At 71.3% G+C, this 19,272-nt stretch carries 17 protein-coding genes; 12 read left to right on the forward strand and 5 right to left on the reverse strand.

Going from position 1 to position 19,272, the window contains the following annotated elements:
• Nucleotides 1–18: 18 nt before the first annotated feature.
• Nucleotides 19–1,503, forward strand: coding sequence for a ribosome biogenesis GTPase Der (der, locus tag ACIRVH_RS11575; RefSeq protein WP_403951055.1), 1,485 nt, complete (start codon nt 19–21; stop codon nt 1,501–1,503).
• A gap of 64 nt (nt 1,504–1,567) precedes the next feature.
• Here the strand turns inward: der and ACIRVH_RS11580 are convergent, their stop codons facing one another.
• Nucleotides 1,568–1,963 carry a hypothetical protein gene (locus ACIRVH_RS11580; protein ID WP_403951057.1) on the reverse strand — a complete coding sequence of 132 codons (396 nt, stop codon included), beginning with the start codon at nt 1,961–1,963 and terminating at the stop codon, nt 1,568–1,570.
• 116 nt (nt 1,964–2,079) lie between these two features.
• Nucleotides 2,080–2,865, reverse strand: a complete 786-nt coding sequence (locus ACIRVH_RS11585) for a hypothetical protein (RefSeq protein ID WP_403951974.1) — start codon at nt 2,863–2,865, stop codon at nt 2,080–2,082.
• 539 nt (nt 2,866–3,404) lie between these two features.
• On the opposite strand from ACIRVH_RS11585, the gene ACIRVH_RS11590 reads away from it, so the two are divergent.
• From ACIRVH_RS11590 to ACIRVH_RS11600, 3 genes are all read left to right on the forward strand, one after another.
• A complete protein-coding gene (locus ACIRVH_RS11590; RefSeq protein WP_403951060.1) occupies nt 3,405–4,091 on the forward strand; it encodes a transglycosylase family protein in 687 nt (228 codons plus the stop codon).
• Between the two features lie 91 nt (nt 4,092–4,182).
• A complete protein-coding gene (locus ACIRVH_RS11595; protein ID WP_403951063.1) occupies nt 4,183–5,181 on the forward strand; it encodes a helix-turn-helix transcriptional regulator in 999 nt (332 codons plus the stop codon).
• A gap of 341 nt (nt 5,182–5,522) precedes the next feature.
• Nucleotides 5,523–5,738: an I78 family peptidase inhibitor gene (locus ACIRVH_RS11600; protein WP_389187957.1), complete on the forward strand. Its 216-nt coding sequence runs from the start codon at nt 5,523–5,525 to the stop codon at nt 5,736–5,738.
• Between the two features lie 113 nt (nt 5,739–5,851).
• On the opposite strand, the gene ACIRVH_RS11605 is transcribed toward ACIRVH_RS11600, so the two are convergent.
• Together ACIRVH_RS11605 and ACIRVH_RS11610 are read right to left on the reverse strand one after the other, a co-directional pair.
• Nucleotides 5,852–6,886, reverse strand: coding sequence for a phosphatase PAP2 family protein (locus tag ACIRVH_RS11605; protein ID WP_403951067.1), 1,035 nt, complete (start codon nt 6,884–6,886; stop codon nt 5,852–5,854).
• A gap of 239 nt (nt 6,887–7,125) precedes the next feature.
• Complete coding sequence (locus tag ACIRVH_RS11610; protein ID WP_403951068.1) at nt 7,126–8,331, reverse strand: mannosyltransferase family protein; 1,206 nt, start codon at nt 8,329–8,331, stop codon at nt 7,126–7,128.
• A gap of 260 nt (nt 8,332–8,591) precedes the next feature.
• On the opposite strand from ACIRVH_RS11610, the gene ACIRVH_RS11615 reads away from it, so the two are divergent.
• Both ACIRVH_RS11615 and ACIRVH_RS11620 read left to right on the forward strand, forming a co-directional pair.
• The gene (locus tag ACIRVH_RS11615; protein ID WP_403951071.1) at nt 8,592–10,229 is read left to right on the forward strand and encodes an MFS transporter; all 1,638 of its coding nucleotides are present in this window, start codon (nt 8,592–8,594) and stop codon (nt 10,227–10,229) included.
• Nucleotides 10,230–10,296: 67 nt separating this feature from the next.
• A complete protein-coding gene (locus ACIRVH_RS11620) occupies nt 10,297–11,481 on the forward strand; it encodes an acyl-CoA dehydrogenase family protein (RefSeq protein WP_403951073.1) in 1,185 nt (394 codons plus the stop codon).
• Nucleotides 11,482–11,520: 39 nt separating this feature from the next.
• Here ACIRVH_RS11620 and ACIRVH_RS11625 read toward each other — a convergent pair whose 3' ends face one another.
• A complete protein-coding gene (locus ACIRVH_RS11625; RefSeq protein ID WP_403951076.1) occupies nt 11,521–11,958 on the reverse strand; it encodes a cell division protein SepF in 438 nt (145 codons plus the stop codon).
• A 676-nt stretch (nt 11,959–12,634) separates the two neighbouring features.
• On the opposite strand from ACIRVH_RS11625, the gene ACIRVH_RS11630 reads away from it, so the two are divergent.
• The 6 genes from ACIRVH_RS11630 (at nt 12,635) to ACIRVH_RS11655 (ending at nt 19,107) form a co-directional block, all read left to right on the forward strand.
• Nucleotides 12,635–12,781, forward strand: coding sequence for a hypothetical protein (locus ACIRVH_RS11630; RefSeq protein ID WP_403951079.1), 147 nt, complete (start codon nt 12,635–12,637; stop codon nt 12,779–12,781).
• Nucleotides 12,778–14,538, forward strand: coding sequence for an FAD/NAD(P)-binding protein (locus tag ACIRVH_RS11635; RefSeq protein WP_403951081.1), 1,761 nt, complete (start codon nt 12,778–12,780; stop codon nt 14,536–14,538). The genes ACIRVH_RS11630 and ACIRVH_RS11635 overlap by 4 nt, the downstream gene beginning before the upstream one ends.
• Before the next feature lie 104 nt (nt 14,539–14,642).
• Nucleotides 14,643–15,653 (forward strand): LLM class flavin-dependent oxidoreductase, encoded by a 1,011-nt coding sequence (locus tag ACIRVH_RS11640; protein ID WP_403951976.1) that lies wholly within the window; start codon nt 14,643–14,645, stop codon nt 15,651–15,653.
• Nucleotides 15,654–15,820: 167 nt separating this feature from the next.
• Nucleotides 15,821–16,603, forward strand: coding sequence for a DUF1684 domain-containing protein (locus ACIRVH_RS11645; protein ID WP_403951083.1), 783 nt, complete (start codon nt 15,821–15,823; stop codon nt 16,601–16,603).
• A 200-nt stretch (nt 16,604–16,803) separates the two neighbouring features.
• Complete coding sequence (locus tag ACIRVH_RS11650) at nt 16,804–17,703, forward strand: S1 family peptidase (protein ID WP_403951086.1); 900 nt, start codon at nt 16,804–16,806, stop codon at nt 17,701–17,703.
• 321 nt (nt 17,704–18,024) lie between these two features.
• Nucleotides 18,025–19,107: a S1 family peptidase gene (locus ACIRVH_RS11655; RefSeq protein ID WP_403951088.1), complete on the forward strand. Its 1,083-nt coding sequence runs from the start codon at nt 18,025–18,027 to the stop codon at nt 19,105–19,107.
• Nucleotides 19,108–19,272 lie beyond the last annotated feature (165 nt).

The raw sequence follows: 19,272 nt of genomic DNA on the forward strand, positions 1-19,272 counted from the left end.
CGACGAGGTACGGACTTCATGAACGACCAGATCCAGCCCGACGACTCGGCCGAGCACGAGTACGAGCACGGGGCGCTCGGCGACGCCGAGTACGCGGAGTTCATGGAGCTCGCCGCCGAAGAGGGCTTCGACATCGAGGACGTCGAGGGCGCCATCGAGGCGGCGGGCCACGGTCCGCTGCCCGTGCTCGCCGTCGTCGGTCGCCCCAATGTCGGCAAGTCGACCCTGGTGAACCGGATCATCGGCCGCCGCGAGGCGGTCGTGGAGGACAAGCCGGGCGTCACCCGCGACCGTGTCACCTACGAGGCCGAGTGGGCGGGCCGCCGCTTCAAGGTCGTCGACACCGGCGGCTGGGAGCAGGACGTCCTCGGCATCGACGCCTCCGTGGCCGCCCAGGCCGAGTACGCGATCGAGGCGGCCGACGCGGTCGTCTTCGTCGTGGACGCCAAGGTCGGCGCCACCGACACCGACGAGGCGGTCGTACGACTGCTGCGCAAGGCCGGCAAGCCGGTCGTGCTGTGCGCCAACAAGGTCGACGGCCCGAGCGGCGAGGCCGACGCGTCCTACCTCTGGTCCCTGGGCCTCGGCGAGCCCCACCCGGTCTCGGCCCTGCACGGCCGCGGCACCGGCGACATGCTCGACGCCGTCCTGGAGGCCCTGCCGACCGCGCCCGAGCAGACCTTCGGCGGCGCCGCGACCGGCGGCCCGCGCCGCATCGCCCTGATCGGCCGCCCGAACGTCGGCAAGTCCTCCCTCCTGAACAAGGTGGCAGGCGAGGAGCGCGTCGTCGTCAACGAGGTGGCGGGCACCACCCGCGACCCGGTCGACGAGCTGATCGAACTGGGCGGCGTGACCTGGAAGTTCGTCGACACCGCCGGTATCCGCAAGCGCGTCCACCTCCAGCAGGGCGCCGACTACTACGCCTCCCTGCGCACGGCCGCGGCCGTGGAGAAGGCCGAGGTCGCGGTCATCCTGATCGACGCCTCCGAGAACATCTCCGTGCAGGACCAGCGGATCATCACCATGGCCGTCGAGGCCGGCCGCGCCATGGTCATCGCCTACAACAAGTGGGACACCCTCGACGAGGAGCGCCGCTACTACCTGGAGCGGGAGATCGAGACCGAGCTGGCCCAGATCGCCTGGGCGCCTCGCGTCAACGTCTCGGCCCGCACCGGTCGCCACATGGAGAAGCTGGTCCCGGCCATCGAGACCGCGCTCGCCGGCTGGGAGACCCGCGTGCCCACCGGCCGTCTGAACGCTTTCCTCGGCGAGCTGGTCTCGGCCTACCCGCACCCGGTCCGGGGCGGCAAGCAGCCGCGCATCCTGTTCGGCACCCAGGCCGGCACCAAGCCGCCGCGGTTCGTCCTCTTCGCCTCCGGCTTCATCGAGGCGGGCTACCGGCGCTTCATCGAGCGCCGCCTGCGCGAGGAGTTCGGCTTCGACGGCACCCCGATCCACATCTCGGTGCGGGTGCGCGAGAAGCGCGGCACGAAGAAGAAGTAGTACCTCCACGGCCCGTCACGAAGGGCGGCTCCTGCTCCAGGAGCCGCCCTTCGTCGTCCGTACGTCACACGCCCCGGCGCGGAGCAGGCGGCAGTCCCGCCGGAACATGGTGCATCCCGGTGTCCTGCTGCCGCCCGAGGGTGCCGATCCGCTGCCACTGCGACTGCTGCCGCGCGCTGTAGGCACCCGCGCTGTAGGCGCTGTACGAGCTGCTGAACGACCCCGGCCGGTGTCCGCCGTACGAGCCCGTGCCGTGCGGCATGTTCCCGAAGGCCGTGAAGTCCAGCCCCTCCTCGCCGCTGCGGTCGCCCGGCAGCGTACGGAAGGTCTTGACCCACTCCGCGTAGAGCGAGTCGTAGATCGGCGTGGCCGATGACCCACCGACTCCCTCCTGCCCCGTCCGCGCGGACGGAACGGAGGGGAAGGCGGACCGGCGGGAGTGAGCGTCGTATGCGTGCACGTATGTCCAAACGACCGGCACCTCAAAGAGATGCGGTCGGACAAATCGGGGCGCGAGAAACCACGATGCACCCGCACCCGCGAACGCACCGCAGCTCCCCGCCTGTCAGGCGACTGTCAGGTACCCGCGAGAGGAAGCGCCGCGGCCACCAGCTTCCCGTTCGCCGCGGCCTTGTCCAGCGCCTCCCGCAGCAGGTCCTCCCGAGGCTGGCGCCCGATGGATCCCACCGGCGCGGCGAACATCAGTACCTGCTGGTGCTTGTTGGCGGCAGCCCGCCAGCTGTCCGTCACCTGCAGCGGCTGATGCGCCTGCCACCAGGCCACCGGCTGCCCTCCCTTGGTGCCCGGCTGCAGCACCGCGTGCAGCTGGCCGACGGCGAGCAGCACCGACCAGCCGTGCAGCACCGGCGGAACGGTCGCCAGCTCGGTCACCGGCATGAAGCCCTGCTCGATGAGGAGCGGAAGGAAGTCGTCACCGGCCGCGACGGAGCCGGGGCGCACGATGGGCGCGGTCGGCTCGACCACGAGCGCGGGGTGCAACTCGCCCTCGACGAGGACGAGTCCGCTGGTCACGCCGAGCACGGCCTGCTCGGGCACCGCCCGGTGCGGCTCGCCCATACCGGCGGCGCTGCCGCCGATGGAGCGGACCGCGCCCTGCAGCTGCTCCTCGGTGACCTGGACGACCTGCGAGGGCAGGCAGCTGGCGTGGGCGAAGGCGAGCACGGCGGTCTCGTCGCCGACGAACAGAACGGTGCTGGTGCGCTCCTGCTCGGAGTCGCCCGGGGTGCGGCAGGACGTGCAGTCGTAACTGCCCGGGGCGTTCTCTCCGGCGAGCAGCCGGTCGGCTTCTTCGTCGCCGATCTCGGCGCGTACGGCGTCACTGACGTCGAGCATGCGCGGCACGGTGGCTCCCATCGGGATGCGGTGCTGGGTCGGCCGGGTGGATCCCGGCCCCTGAGCCCCGGGGTTCCGGGCTCATGCAGAGACAACGGGTGTCCTGTGGTGGTGGTCACGCCCAGGGGATAACGGAATCGAACCAACCACCGCACAGGGTCACCTTCAGCACGGAATCGGCCACTCACCGTCAAGTCGTCACGCACTCAAGGAACTTGAACGGGTGAAGTGAGTCACAGATCGCCTGAGCAGGTGGTCGAAAAATCGTGAAATCAGCGGATGAAACGGCTGGCCGAAAATCGCCGATACCCAAGGTAACGGCGAACTGGCCTGGAATGACAGGGAGTTGGTTGATATCGGCGGCCCGATCTCTCTACATTCCTCCGCCGTGTGCAGCGAGCACCGCTCGGGTACGTCCACCGGCCGGCACCGGACAGAGCACGATCAGGTACCGGCCGCGGCGGACGGGGCGGGCGCGACGAACCGCGGTCCTACGCGGGGAGGCGTGCTCCGCCTGGGGGAGCCCGGGTTCGTGGAGAGGGAATTACATGTCCGAGTGTGCCGATACCACCCGCAACACCGCTCGTCACGACAGCGCCCGCAAGGGCCGTACGACGGCCGCCCTCGCCGGGGCGGCGCTGCTGGCCCCGCTGGGGCTGCTGGCCGCGACCGGCAACGCCGCCGCGGCGGACAACGGAGTGTGGGACCGCATCGCCCAGTGCGAGAGCGGTGGCAACTGGCACATCAACACCGGCAACGGCTACTACGGCGGGCTCCAGTTCTCCGCCGGCACCTGGCGCGCGTACGGCGGCACCGCCTACGCCCCGACGGCCGACCAGGCCTCCAGGAGCGCGCAGATCGCCGTCGCCACCAAGGTCCAGGGCGCCCAGGGCTGGGGCGCCTGGCCGGTCTGCTCGGCCCGGGCCGGAGCCTCCGGCACGGCACCGGCGGCCGGCTCCCCGGGTACGAGCACCTCGGGCACGAGTGCCTCGAAGAGCAGCGCGACGACGAAGTCCGCCCCGGCCAAGTCCGTACCGGTGAAGGCGCCGGAACACGCGACGGGCCACACCGGCCGCAGTGTGTCCCGCGGTGACTACACCGTCCGCGAGGGCGACACCCTGAGCGCCATCGCCGCCCGGCACGGGACCACCTGGAAGCGGATCTACGCCGCCAACGAGAAGGTCATCGGCGGCGACCCGAACCTGATCGTGCCCGGCCAGCGCCTCGCGCTCTGAGGCACACGACGGGTGCCGAGCACCCGACCGGTACAGCCGCTGTCCTGAATGAGGACAGCGGCTGTCCGCATCGGCTGGCAGACTCGGCCCCATGTTGGAGACCTCGGCACGACTGCTGCGTCTGCTCTCGCTGCTCCAGGCCCACCGCGAGTGGTCCGGCGCCGATCTCGCCGAGCGGCTCGGTGTCACCTCGCGTACGGTCCGCCGGGACGTGGACCGGCTGCGCGAACTGGGCTACCCGGTCAACGCGAGCCCCGGCACCGGCGGCGGCTACCAGCTCGGTGCGGGCGCAGAATTGCCGCCGCTGCTGCTGGACGACGACGAGGCCGTCGCCGTCGCCGTCGGACTGCGCACGGCGGCGGGACAGGGCATCGAGGGCATCGGCGATACCTCCGTACGCGCCCTGGCCAAGCTGGAGCAGGTGCTGCCGGACCGGCTGCGCCGCCGGGTGGGCGCCCTCAACGCCTTCACCGTGCCGATGCTGCGCAGCGGTCCGCCGTCGGCCCCCGTCGACCCGGCCGTGCTCAGCGAACTCGCCCACCTGTGCCGGGACGCCGAGCGGCTGCGCTTCGAGTACCTGAGCCACGAGGGCACCGCCAGCCGCCGTACCGTCGAGCCGCACCGGCTGGTGTGCACCGAGCGGCGCTGGTACCTGGTCGCCTGGGACGTCGACCGGGAGGACTGGCGGACCTTCCGCGTCGACCGCATCACGCCGAAGCCGCCGCACGGCCCGCGCTTCGACCCGCGCGAGCCGCCCGCCGAGGACCTCGCCGCCTATGTGTCGAAGGGCGTCTCCACGAGCGCGTACGCCACGCACTCCACCGTCCGGCTGCTGGTGCCCCTGCGGGAGGCGGCCGAGCGGATCTCGCCGTCCGCGGGGATGCTGGAGGCCGACGGTGAGGACGCGTGCATCCTGCGCAGCGGTGCCCCGAACCTCGACGTGATGGTCATTCACATCATGATGACCGGCCTCCCCTTCGAGGTGCTGGAGCCCGTCGAGCTGAACGAGGTGATCAGGGGGGTCCGGGACCGGCTGGACGCCGCACTGGCGCGGGCCGCGGGGCCGCGGGGCGGATCCGGGACGGACTGACGGGTACGTCGATCGTGTGCTGAATCCGTGAATTTCCTATGCGGTGTCAGCTCGCCGGGCATGGCGCCGGATTCCTCGGGGAATCGCATCCGGGACCCGCTCCGATCCACGCCGAGGCGTATTCCGGCGAGTAATTCGAGGGGCTGCTCCGACACGCGGGAATTCTGTTCGATTGCCCCGGCGAGCGGTACGGAAACCCCCGTACGTGTGATGGAGTTCGAGGGAAACGCGTGTCGGGAACCTGTGACAGAAGTGTGACCGGGGAGGGATCGGAGAGGGCTCCGGGACGCGGTCCGCCGGTGCGGCTTCCGCCGTCGTCCGATGCGGCCTAGCGTGGCCGCATGGCACCGATTCCCACTCCGCCAGCGGAGCCCCAGGACAGTCCGGACGGGTACGTCGGCCTCGACGCCGCGCGCGCCGAGCGGCTCGCTCGGGAGCGCGGGTGGTCGACGGTACGGTCCCTGCCGCCGGGCACGATCATCACCATGGAGTACCGGGTGGGCCGGCTCAACTTCGAGGTACGGGACGGCCGGGTGGCCCGCGCCTGGAAGGGCTGAGCCCGCTCCCGCCGGCCGCTGCGACGAAGGCCCCGCTCCCTCTTCCCGGGAGCGGGGCCTTCGTCATGGCGGGGGTGGGCTGTGCGTACCGGACCCGTCGCCGTGGTGGAGCGTCAGTTGCCGGTCAGGGGGCGGGCCGGCTGGGCGGTGCCGCGCGGGAGGCGGTCGGCGTGCGGCGGGCGGCGGCTGCCCGCCGGGGTGACCGGGGTGCGCTCCGAACGGGCCGTGTGCGGGCCCGGGGCCAGATGGATCGGGGCGCGGGAGCCGCGTACCGGCGACACCGGCTCGCGCGCCGGGGCGGCGCTCTGCTCGGCGGGCGCGGGGCGCGGCTTGAGCAGCACCGGCGAGGGCGTGACCGGGACGACCGGTGCGGGCACCGTACGGGCGCGGCGGGCGCGCCAGCGGTCGCGCAGGTCGAAGAGTGCGGTCTCGGCCTTGGCGATCAGCGACTCGAACCAGGGCAGGGCGAGCAGGATCAGCAGGCCGGCGGCCCAGCCCAGCAGCACGTCGCTCAGCCAGTGCGTACCGAGGTAGACGGTGGTGAGGCCGACGCCGAGCGAGGTGACCGCGGAGAGCGCGGACAGCCAGCGGCGCGCTCTCGGGGTGGAGGCCAGATACGCCAGGATTCCCCAGGTCACCACCGCGTTGGCGGTGTGGCCGCTGGGAAATATATCGCCGCCCATACCCATCTCGTTCGCGCCGATCACGGTCGCGTAGTGCGGACCGAGCCGCCCCATGCCGAGCTTGGCGGAGCCGACCGTGATGTTGAGCAGCAGCAGCGAGGTGGCCAGGGTCAGCAGCGGGCGGAGCGTGTGCTGCCGCCAGGAGCGCCAGCCGAGCCAGGCCGCGACCATCACGGCGGTGGGGCCGCGCTGGCCGAGCACCACGTAGTAGTCGAGGAAGGCGTGGATCTGCGGCCACTGCTGGTAGGGCCGGAAGAACATGACCTGCCAGTCGAGCCGGACCAGCCAGGAGGTGATCACCACGGCCCAGACGATCGCCAGGTAAAAGGCGAGGGTCGCCGTGAACAGCACGACCCGGTGCCGGCTCATCCTCGGCACATCGATGTGAGCCGGTCGTTCCGGCTCACGGTCCAGCCTGGCGAACACCCGGTCCAGACTCCGGGTGAGGTTTCGTTCGGTACGCACCCAATCGACGTTACAGCGAGTGAGCTCTGTTCCCGGTCGAAACAGCCGCTTTGTGATGACGATGTGATGTGGGAAACCTCTCAGGAGCAGTCCGAATTCCTGGGATTCCGTAATCCGGTGAGCCTGCTTCCTGCAATTCCTTTGATCATGTCGGGGGGCCGGTTTTATGGCGCTTATGAATTCGTTCACCGAATCATGGGGTGGAATTCAGAGGGTGCTCATCGAACCGCCGAAGTCGATCACGGGGGACCGGAGCCGTTCAGCCAGAAGGCGCCGTAGACCGCCGTCGCCACCGCCACACCCGCCGTGACCAGCGCCGATCTGGACACTCGCGGCCGGGCCAGGGCGCGGGCGAGCGGGAACAGCACCGGGAAGGCCGGCATCAGCAGCCGCGGTTTCGACCCGAAGTAACTCGACGCGCACAGGGCGAGGGCCAGGACGACGCCCGTGTACACCAGCAGCGTGACGGGCTGGCCCTGGCGTACGCCGATCACGTAGAGCCAGATCAGCAGAGCAACTCCGATGATCAGGCCCGCGCCGGCGAGAGCGGACGGAAATGACGTGAACTTGTCGACTACGAAGCGTGCGAAGGCGTACCCGCCGTCGAACCCGTTGCGCCACCCGGCCTGTACATCGAGATATCCGAGCGGGCCCTTGCCGGTGTGGTGGCCGACCCACAGGACATAGGCGGCGGCGCCCAGGGGCGCGAGAAGCATGCCGAGGGCGCGTCGCCATATGGATGCGCCGGTGGTGAATGAAGGGGAGCGTGTCGTGTCGTGTGCGCCGTACGTGCCTGGCGCGCTTCGGTCTCGCACGAACGAGATCACGCCCGCCACCCACACGGCCGCGACCACCGCGAGCCCCACCGGCCGGGTCAGCCCGGCCAGCGCCGCCAGTGCGCCCGCGCTCACCCACCGGCCGCTCAGCACCGCGTACAGCGACCACGCGGCCAGCGCCGTGAACAAGGACTCGCTGTACGCCATCGACTGCACGATCCCGACCGGCAGCACCGCCCACAGCAGGACCGCGCAGACCCCCGCCCTCGGCCCGTACACCCACTCCGCGACCGCGAAGATCCCCCAGGCCGCCGCCAGCGAGGCGAGCAGGCTGACGACGAAGCCGGCGTCCGCGTACGACAGCGGCGCGACCGCGTGCAGCAGCCGCTCCAGCCAGGGCAGCAGCGGGAAGAACGCCAGGTTGGAGTGGACGTCGCCGTTCGGCAGCCGCACCTCGTAGCCGTAGCCCAGCTCGGCGACCCGGGTGTACCAGAGGGAGTCCCAGCGCGCGGTCAGCAGCGTGTACGGGCTCTTCCCGCGCGCGCCGCTCCACACGGCCAGCGCGACCAGCCCCAGGGCGCGGACGGCCGCGTACCCGAGGAGGGCCGGCGCCGCCCGGCGCAGGTCGGGGGTGCGGGGTGGTGCCACGCGCGTGTCAAGATCGGTCACGGGCTCGATTATCGACCGGACCGGGAACCGGACAGCCCGCCGGGACGTGGTCAAGGGCGGGCGCAGTGGCGTACGCCACACGGGTTCGGTCCTGCGTGTGAGAGGTCCGCCACGTGACCCCGCAGTGAACTCGCGTACGCTGACGAGTCACCCGCGTGGGTTTGCGCGGGCCGGAGACACCGCTCCTCTCCGGCCGTACGACGGGGAGTCCCCACCCCGCCGATCCGCCGCTCGCGAGGGATCATCTGGGAGGTACGTACATGTCCGGGACGACCACGGCTGCCGTACGGCTGCGCCGTCGGGCGACCGGGGCCGGTGCAAACCGCTGGGTCGTCCTCGTCGTCCTCTGCGTCAGCCTGCTGCTCGTCGCCCTTGACGCGACCGTGCTGCACGTGGCGGTCCCCGCCGTCACCGAGGACCTCAGGCCCGGCGCGATAGAACTGCTCTGGATCGTCGACGTCTACCCGCTGGTCTGCGCCTCCCTGTTGATCCTGTTCGGCACCCTGGGCGATCGGGTCGGCCGCAGGCGCATCCTCCTCCTCGGCTACGCCCTCTTCGGTGTCGCCTCCGCCGTGGCCGCCCTCGCACAGACCGCCGAGACGCTGATCCTCGCCCGGGCCCTGCTCGGCGTCGGCGGCGCGATGATCATGCCCGCGACCCTGTCGATCCTCCGCCAGGTCTTCCCGGACCGGCGCGAGCGCGCGCTGGCCATCGGCATCTGGAGCGCGGTCGCGGCCGTCGGCGCGGCGGTCGGTCCGCTGCTCGGCGGCTTCCTGCTGGAGCACTTCTGGTGGGGCGCGGTCTTCCTCGTCAACATCCCGCTGATGCTCGTCAGCCTGCCGGTCGGCCGGTTGCTGCTGCCCGAGTCGCGCGGTGACGGAGGTGGCCCGTGGGACGTGGTCGGCGCGCTGATGGCGGCGGTCGGTCTGTTCGGGGTCGTGCTGGGCGTGAAGCGGCTCGGCGGCGGTGAGCCGCCGACGAGCCCGTTCACGCTGGTGCCGCTGCTGGTGGGTGCGGCGCTCCTCTTCTTCTTCGTACGACGGCAGGGGCGGCGCCCGCACCCGCTGGTGGACCTGCGGATGTTCCGGCGGCCGGCGTTCAGCACCTCGGTGGGCTGCATCGTGCTGGCGATGCTCGCGCTGGTCGGCCTGGAGCTGATCGCCGCGCAGTACCTCCAGCTGGTGCTCGGTCTGTCGCCGCTGGAGACGGGCCTGAGGCTGCTGCCCCTGACCATCGCGGCGATGGCGGCGGGCCTCGCGGGTGCGCGGATGCTGCGCCGCTTCGGACCGCGCCGGATGGTGTGCTTCGGCTTCTGCCTCACCGCCGCGGCGGTCCTGACGCTGACCGCGATGGGTGCGACCGACAACGCGGGCCTGCTGCTGTTCGGCTTCGTCCTGCTCGGGTTCGGCCTGGAGACGACCCTCTTCGGGGCGTACGAGTCGATGCTGAGCGAGGCCCCGGCCGAGCAGGCCGGCGGGGCCGCGGCGATCGGCGAGACGTCGTACCAGCTCGGCGCCGGGATCGGGATCGCGCTGCTCGGCAGCGTGATGAACGCGGCCTACGCACCCGGTCTCGCGTCGGTGCCGGGCGTGCCCCCGCACGCGTCGGACGCGGCGGGGCACTCGCTGGGCGAGGCCTACGAGGTCGCCGGGCGGCTCGGCGGGCCCGCGGGCGCCGCGCTGCGCCGGGCGGCCCGGGACTCCTTCGTGCACGGGCTGCATGTGACCCTGCTGGTGAGCGCGGGCCTGTTGCTGCTGGGCGCGGTGATGGCGCTGCGGCTGCCGCGGATCATGCAGTGCGGGGAGGAGTCCGCCGAGGTGGAGCTGCCGGCCCCGCGGGAGGCCGAGAAGCCGAGGGTCGTCGTGGCGGCTCTGGACGTGCGGGACGCCGCGCCGTAACGTCGGCTGCACAGCGTAACTAGCGTTGCTAGTTTTCACCGTGCCTCAGTGTGCCGGAGGGTGTTCCATGTCCGCGAAGTTGCCCCCGTTCGACGCCGCCGACCCGCTCGGGATCGACGACCTCCTGGAGCCGGAGGACCTGGCCGTACGGGACACGGTCCGCAGCTGGGCGGCCGACCGCGTGCTGCCCTACGTCGCCGACTGGTACGAGAAGGGCGAGCTGCCCGGCATCAGGGAACTGGCGCGCGAACTCGGCGGGATCGGCGCCCTCGGCATGTCGCTCACCGGGTACGGCTGCGCGGGCGCGTCGGCCGTGCAGTACGGCCTTGCCTGTCTCGAGCTGGAGGCCGCCGACTCGGGCATCCGGTCGCTGGTCTCCGTGCAGGGCTCGCTCGCCATGTACGCGATCCACCGGTTCGGCAGCGAGGAGCAGAAGCAGGAGTGGCTGCCCCGCATGGCCTCCGGCGAGGTGATCGGCTGCTTCGGGCTCACCGAGCCCGACCACGGCTCCGACCCCGCTTCCATGCGCACCCACGCCAAGCGCGACGGGGACGACTGGATCCTCAACGGCCGCAAGATGTGGATCACCAACGGGTCCGTGGCCGGTGTGGCCGTCGTCTGGGCGCAGACCGAGGACGGCATCCGCGGGTTCGTCGTACCGACCGACCGCCCCGGCTTCACGGCGCCCGAGATCAAGCACAAGTGGTCCCTGCGCGCCTCCGTCACCAGCGAACTCGTCATGGACGACGTACGACTGCCCGCCACCGCCGTACTCCCCGAGGTCACCGGGCTGCGCGGACCGCTCGGCTGTCTGTCGCACGCCCGCTACGGCATCGTCTGGGGCGCGATGGGCGCGGCGCGCAGCAGCTTCGAGGCGGCCCTGGAGTACGCGAAGACGCGGGAGCAGTTCGGGCGGCCCATCGGCGGCTTCCAGCTCACCCAGGCCAAGCTCGCCGACATGGCGGTCGAACTGCACAAGGGAATCCTGCTCGCCCACCATCTGGGGCGGCGGATGGACGCCGGCCGCCTGCGTCCCGAGCAGGTCAGCTTCGGCAAGCTCAACAACGTCCGCGAGGCCATCGAGATCTGCCGTACGGCGCGGACGATCCTCGGTGCCAACGGGATCTCCCTCGAGTACCCCGTGATGCGGCACGCGACCAATCTCGAGTCGGTGCTCACCTACGAGGGCACCGTCGAGATGCACCAGCTCGTGCTGGGCAAGGCGCTCACCGGGCTCGACGCCTTCCGCTGACCCCTCGGGGCCGAGGCAGGGCCGGTGAGCGGCCCTGCCTCAGCTCTGGTTGAAGAAACCGTCCTCGCGGCGCGCCGCCGGCTCACCGCTGATGATCTCCGTGTTCGCGGGCGTCAGCAGGAAGACCCGGTTGGCGACCCGCTCGATCGTGCCCCGTAGACCGAAGGTCAGCCCGGCCGCGAAGTCCACCACGCGCTTGGCGTCGGCGGGCTCCATCACCGTGAGGTTCATGATGACCGGGACCCCGTCCCGGAACAGCTCGCCGATGGCGCGGGCGTCCCGGAAGCTGTCCGGGGTGACCGTGCCGATCCGGCGGCCCCTCTCCTCGGCCGTGTCCGTGGCCACCTTCACCCGGGGGTCCGTGACCCAGGCGTCCCCGGACTCGGCACCCTCGGAGTAGTCGTCGTCGTAGTAGCGCTCGTCATCGTTGTCGTCGACGAGGCCGAGCCACGCACTCGCCTTGCGTACCGATCCCATGGACGCCTCCTCTCACAGCGGTCCTTCTTGCTTCCGCATCCCTATGGTCATCCATGATGCGGACGGCGCGCCAAGTGGATAGACGCCGCGCGGGGGGTTTGTGACGGTACTGGTGCAGAGACGATCCGTCGAGAGTCCTTGTGCCCCAAGGGTCTTGACTCGTACGGCTGCTGACTGTGAGTGAAATATGATTGTCGAAGGCGGATGGGTGATGCACGGAGCGTATGGGTGAATGAACGTCAGTTCTTCGGCTCCGGCGGGCTGATCCGGCGTGCAGAACCGCGAGGGGAGGGGTGCGCGTGTGAAGGCGAAGGAGAAAGGGAGAACGCATGGGCCCGCTCCGAGGCGGACGCGCAGGGGGTCAGCTCAACACGAACAGGACCACACGCGACCGAAGTCGATGTGGGAGCGGGTGACCAGCCACTGCTGTGGATGCATGGGGCAAGTGGAACAGGCATCCGGTTCTGCGTCAACTGAGTTGAGACGTACGGCTCACAGTGTGGACGGCCTTGACAGCGGCGGGAAACGCCCACGTACTCTCGACGAACGGCCCTGCTGAGGGGCTCGGCCGTATGCGCGCCGCACGGCGCGCCCGTGTGAAGGCACCCACCGTGTGCGTCCCCCACTCTCGGCTTCGCTCGAGCGGGAGGGACCCTCGTCGTCACGGAGCCTTCCCATGTCTTTCGCCACCCTCGCCGCATTCGGCTTCGCCCTCGGCACCCTGCTCGCCACCCTCTGGTACACCATCGTCACCTCGGTCCTCGACGTCGGGCAGTACTACGTCGAGAAGCGCTGCGCGCACGGGACGGAGTCCGCCCGATGAGGCCGCAGCTGGTGATCGTCGGAGCCGGGCCGCGGGGGACCGGACTCCTCGAACGCATCGCCGCCAACGCACCCGAGCTGTACACCGGTTCGGGCCTCGACATCCATCTGGTCGACCCCCATCCGCCGGGCGGCGGACGTATCTGGCGCGCGGCCCAGTCGCCGCTGCTGTGGATGAACTCGCACGCCGAGGACGTCACCATGTTCACCGACGAGACCGTGCCGATGGCCGGCCCGGTGCGCGAGGGCCCCACCCTGCACGAGTGGGCGCGGCTGGACGGCCGCACCTTCGCCGACCGGCAGCTCCAGGGCCGCTACCTGAGCTGGGTGTACGAGCGGGCCGTCGCCGAGCTGCCCCCGGGCGTCACCGTCCACCACCATCCCCGGCGCGCCCTGCGGGTGACCGGCCCGCGCGAAGGGCGCCAGCAGGTGTGGCTGGAGGGCCGCCCGCGTCCGCTGCTCGCCGACCTGGTCGTCCTCGCCCTCGGACACCTCGACTCCGAACCCGACCCCGACCAGGCCGAGTCGGTCGCGTACGCGCGGGAGCACGGCCTGGTCCACCTGCCGCCCGACTTCACCGCCGACAGCGACCTGTCCCCGCTGAAGGCCGGCGAACCCGTCCTGGTACGCGGCTTCGGGCTGGCCTTCGTCGACCTGATGGTGCTGCTCACCGAGGGACGAGGCGGGCGCTACGAGGGTGACACCTACGTCCCCTCGGGCCGTGAGCCGGTGCTGTACGTCGGCTCGCGGCGCGGAGTGCCGTACCACGCGAAGATCGGCTACGACTGGACCGGCCCCCGGCCCGCGCTGCCCCGCTTTCTCGGCCCGCCCGAGGTCGAGGCGCTGCTGGCCAGGCCGGGTGGCTTCGACTTCCGGCGCGACGTGTGGCCACTGGTGGAGAAGGAGCTGGGCTTCGCCCACTACCACCGGCTGTTCACCGCCCACGCCGAGCGTACGGCGATGGCCTGGGCCGACTTCGAGGAGAGGTACGCGGCCGCCGCCGACCCCGCCGAGATCGCGGCGCTCGTCGCCACCGCCGTACCCGACCCGGCGGACCGCCTCGACCTCGCCGCGCTCGACCACCCGCTCGACGGGGTGCGGTACACCTCGCACGAGGAGTTCCAGGAGGGACTGCGCGGCTATGTCGAGAGTGACCTGAGCCGTCGTCACGATCCGGCGCGCAGCACCGACCTGGGCGTCTTCCTCGGGCTGCTGTCCGTCTACGGGCAGCTGGTGCGGCTCGGGAACATAGGCCCCTGGTGGCACGGCTTCTTCAGCTACCTGGCGTCCGGGCCGCCCGGGCCCCGGCTGCGGCAACTGCTCGCCCTGTCCCGGGCCGGGATCCTGCGGTTCGTCGGCGCCGACATGACCGTCACCGCCGAGGACGGGGTGTTCCGGGCCACCAGTCCGACCGTGCCGGGACACTCCGTCGAGGCGCGGGCGCTGGTGGAGGCCCGGCTGCCCGAGCCGACCGTGGGACGGGCCCGCGACACCCTGCTGCGGGAACTGCATGCCGAGGGGGCCGCCGAGACCCCCGGGGGGCTGCTGCGCGTCGACCCCGCCGACGGCCGGATCCTCGACGGGCCCGGCCGGCCGCATCCACGGCGCTTCGCGCTCGGCCCGTTCACCGACGCCCGCACACCCGGCGTCTTCACCCGGCCGCGTACCGGCGGGCCCGCGTTCCGGCAGAACGACGCGACGGCGCGGGCCGCGCTGGCCTTCCTGAGCGCCTCATTCGTAAAGGAGTTCGCACGATGAGCGTCATGGTCGACATCAGGCCGGTGCACAAGAGCTTCGGCACTCGGGCGTTTCTGGCGAAGGTGCTGTGAGGGAGGGGAGTGGTGGCCATTGGTTACGGTGCCGTGGGCGGGCGGTACGGGCGTGGGCTGTTGCATCTTGCCGCCGCCGTCGATCAGCAGGGATCCGTCGATGCCGCCTCCTGCGCAGAGCTGGCGCAGCTCGCGGAGCGCGGTGGGCTCGACTTCGTGACGCTGGACGACTCCTTCGCGCCGCCAGGGCCGGACGTGCGCTCAGCACCCGAGGTGCGCCCAGGGCCCGACGCGCTCGCCGTGCTGTCGCGCGTGGCGTCCGCCACCCGGCGGATCGGGCTGGTCCCGACCGTCACCACCACGCGCACCGAGCCCTTCCGGGTCGGGGCCGCCGTCGCCGCTCTCGACCGGGCAGGCCGCGGCCGGGCCGGCTGGCGGATCGACGTGTCCACCACCGAGGACGAGGCCCGCCTCTCCGGGGGAAGGCATGCTGCTCCTGTTGCCGCGCTGTGGCAGGAGGCGGGCGAAGTCGCCGAGGTGGTCGGGCGGTTGTGGGACGGCGGGGCGGACGGCTCGGAGCTGCCCAGGCCCCCGCGGGGCCGCCACCCCGTGCTCGTGGTCGACGCCACCGCGGAACCGGCCCGGTCCACCGCGGCCCGGTACGCCGACGTGGCCCTGGTCCGGGTCGCCGACCCCGCGCGGGCCGGCGCCTTACGCAGGCAACTGCAGGACCAGGCGGGGGAGTTCGGCAGGAATCCGGGCGCCCTGCGCGTCCTGGTGAGTCTGCTCGTCGACCTCGGCGACGGAGAGTACGCGGCCGAGCCCGGGCACGGCGGAGGCGGGCCCCGGCCCACCGCACGGGGCCCGCTGTACCGGGGCGGTCCCGTCGACCTCGCGGAGCTGATCGCCGCCTGGCACACGGCGGACGTCACCGACGGCTTCCATCTCGTGCCCGTCGAGCCGCGCCGTGACCTGGAGCGGCTGGTCAACGGCACGGTGGGGCTGCTCCAGCACCGCGGCCTGTTCCGCACCTTCTACCCGGGCAGCACCCTGCGCGAGCACCTGGGCCTGGACCGGTACGCCGTGACCGGGGGAACGCCATGAGCGGGGGAACGTCACGAGCGACGGAACGCCATGACCGTACGGCGGCAGCTGCGTTCGGCTTCCCGCCTCGTTCCGCACGGAATACCGGGGCGCGACCCCGCGCTCACACCTCGGGCTGCCCGCCCCGCCGTGGGAGGGCCGGGCGCGTAGGAAAGGAAAAGGATCGTATGACCGGCGACGCACCGGACGCGTGGAAGCAGTGGCACGAGCAGCGCGTGGAGAGGATCTCGGCGCCCTACGGGCCGCTCGCGCTGACCGCCACGCACTGGGTCGAGGACCATCCGGAGGGGCGACTTCCGGACATTCCCGGGACGTGGGTGGCAGATGGTGACGGGGTGGTGCTCGCCGCCGCCGAAGGTGACGGGCTGACCCTGGACGGACGGCCCTTCGCCGGGGAGGTCCACCTCGCCGCCGACCTCGGGCCGGAGGACGGGTCGAGGGTCGCGCTGGGCGACAAGCGGCTGGTCGTGCTGGTCCGCGAGGACGTGTGGGGGGTGCGGGTCTACGACCCCGCCGCCGAGGCCCGCCGCGCCTTCCGGGGCATCGAGGCCACCTCGTACGAGCCGCGCTGGTCGGTGCCGGGGCGCTTCACGCCGTACGACGACACGCGCACGGTGCGGGTCGGCAACGCGGACGGACGGGAGCGCGGGCTCGCCCTCGCCGGGGAACTCGCCTTCACCCTGGCCGGAAACGATCTCACGCTCCAGGTCGCGCAGCAGGGCGACGGCCGGCTGTGGGCGGTGTTCGGCGACGCCACCAGCGGCGACACCAGCTTCCGTTTCCGGTTCCTGTTCCCGCAGGCACCGGACGCCGAGGGCCGGACCACGGTCGACCTCAACCGCGCCCAGCTCCCGCCGTGCGCCTTCGCCGCTCACTTCATCTGCCCCTTCCCGCCGCCGGGCAACCGGCTGGACGTGGCGATCGAGGCGGGGGAGCGCGTCCTGAGCTGACGTCAGGGGGCCGGTGCGTAGGAGTGGTTCAAATGTTGACGGCCGAAAGGCACCCTTGTGCCTACCGGCCGTTCGGCCGAATACTCCCCCCAGCGCTTGTCAGGGGCATGCGTGTTCGGAACCCAGGACCGGCCCCTGGCTGCGCCTCACGGGCCCCGACCCCACGCGGGCCCCCGACTTCCCCTGGGAGGGAACGAAACGTGAGGATCAAGCGCACCACTCCCCACAGCGGCATCACAAGACGGACCCGGCTGATCGCCGTGGCCACCGGCTTCCTGGCCGCAGCTGCGTTCGCCGCCCCCACCGCGAACGCCGGCGACGCCCACACGTTCAGCGCGACCCAGCTCACCAAGGCGAGCGACTCCGTCCTCAAGGCCGACATCGCCGGCACGGCCTGGGCGGTGGACGGCAGGACCAACCGTGTCGTCGTCACCGTCGACAGCACGGTCTCCCAGGCCGAGATCGCCAAGATCGAGCGGCAGGCCGGCGGCAACGCGGGCGCGCTGACCATCAAGCACACGTCCGGCAAGTTCAACAAGCTGATCAGCGGCGGCGACGCCATCTACGGCGGCGCGTACCGCTGTTCGCTCGGCTTCAACGTGCGCAGCGGCAGCACGTACTACTTCCTGACCGCCGGTCACTGCGGCGAGGTCGCCTCGACCTGGTACAGCAACTCCGGCCACACCACGACGCTGGGCACGAACGTCGGCTACAGCTTCCCGGGCAACGACTTCGCGCTGGTGCGCTACACCAACTCCTCGATCGCGCACCCGAGCGCGGTCGGCAACCAGACCATCAGCAGCGCGGCCACTCCGTCCGTGGGTACGACCGTCTACCGGCGCGGCTCCACCACCGGCACCCACAGTGGCCGGGTCACCGCGTTGAACGCGACCGTCAACTACGGCAGCGGTGACATCGTCTACGGCCTGATCCAGACCACGGTCTGCGCCGAGGGCGGCGACAGCGGCGGTCCGCTCTACGCGGGCAGCGTGGCCTACGGCCTGACCTCCGGCGGCAGCGGCAACTGCAGCTCCGGCGGTACGACGTTCTTCCAGCCGGTCACCGAGGCACTGAGCTACTACGGTGTGACCCTTCCCTGAGTCGGTCCGGCTCTGCGAGCCCCCGCGCGCGTGTTGCGTGCGGGGGCTCGCCCCTGTCCGGGGAAGGTTGTATTCCGGCCAGGGGCAACCGTCACTGTCCGCCGATGGGTTACTCGCACGTAGTGTTTGCAGTGCGAATTCCCTGGGGTGACCGTCGTACGCCCAAGTGGGCGGGGGCGTGCGGTCACTTCGTGCGCGCGTCCTGAAGTCGACCTTGTGTGCTCCCTGTGCGGTTCGGAAGAGTGGGCGCCCGTCAACCAGCCTTCCGGCCCCAGAGGTCCCCACAACCTCCCGGGTCGACCCCCCACAGGAGGACGTGAGTTGCAGCACCGACGCATACCCAGGCGGCGGGCCGTCATGACCGGCGCGGGAATCGCCGCACTGGTCGCCGCGGGTGTCACCTTCCAGACTGCGAACGCCAGCGAACCTGCCAAGTCCACCCCGGAGTCACGGGTTCTGTCCGTTCCGGCGGCCGGAAAGCTCGCCTCGGCGCTCGTCGAGGACCTCGGGTCCGACGCCGCGGGCAGCTACTACGACGCCCGGACCAAGAGCCTCGTCGTCAACGTGCTCGACGCCACCGCCGCAAGGTCCGTCCGGGCGGCCGGCGCCAAGGCCAGAATCGTCGCCCACTCGCTGGCCGAACTCGACGGTGCACGGGCGACGTTGAAGAAGGACGCCACCATCCCCGGCACCTCGTGGGCGACCGACCCGGTCACCGACAAGGTCGTCGTCACCGCGGACAGGACAGTGTCCGCGGGCGAGTGGGCGAAGCTCGGCAAGGTCGTCGACGGGCTCGGGGCCAAGGCCGAACTGAAGCGGTCGAAGGGGGAGTTCAAGGCCTTCATCGCCGGTGGCGACGCCATCACGGGGTCGGGCGGGCGTTGCTCGCTCGGCTTCAACGTGGTCAAGGACGGGCAGCCGTACTTCCTGACCGCGGGGCACTGCACCGAGGCCATCTCCAGCTGGTCGGACTCCTCCGGCAAGGTCATCGGCAAGAACGAGCAGTCCAGCTTCCCGGGCAACGACTTCGGTCTGGTCAAGTACACCTCGGGTGTGGATCACCCGAGCGAGGTCGACCTCTACAACGGGTCCGCCCAGCAGATCACCGGCGCGGCCGAGGCCACCGTCGGTATGAAGGTCACCCGGAGCGGCTCGACCACCAAGGTGCACGACGGCACGGTCACCGGACTGAACGCCACCGTCAACTACTCCGAGGGCACGGTCAGCGGTCTGATCCAGACCGACGTGTGCGCCGAGCCCGGTGACAGCGGTGGCTCGCTGTTCTCCGGCAGCAGCGCGATCGGGCTGACCTCCGGTGGCAGCGGTGACTGCACCTCCGGTGGGGAGACCTTCTTCCAGCCGGTCACCGAGGCGCTCTCGGCCACGGGGGCGCAGATCGGCTGACGCCCCGGCTGCTGCTTCGTCGGAGTCCCGTCCCGTGTGTGGGGCGGGACTCGTCGTCTCATGCCTGCGGCGGCCCGCTCGGGTGCGGTCTTCGGCGACATCCATGCAGGTGAGAGGTGCTCGAACGGATGTCGCACACTTGTTCGAGAATGAGGGTATGGTGGG

The sequence above is a fragment of the Streptomyces sp. NPDC101165 genome (genome assembly GCF_044768135.1).
Lineage (GTDB): Bacteria > Actinomycetota > Actinomycetes > Streptomycetales > Streptomycetaceae > Streptomyces.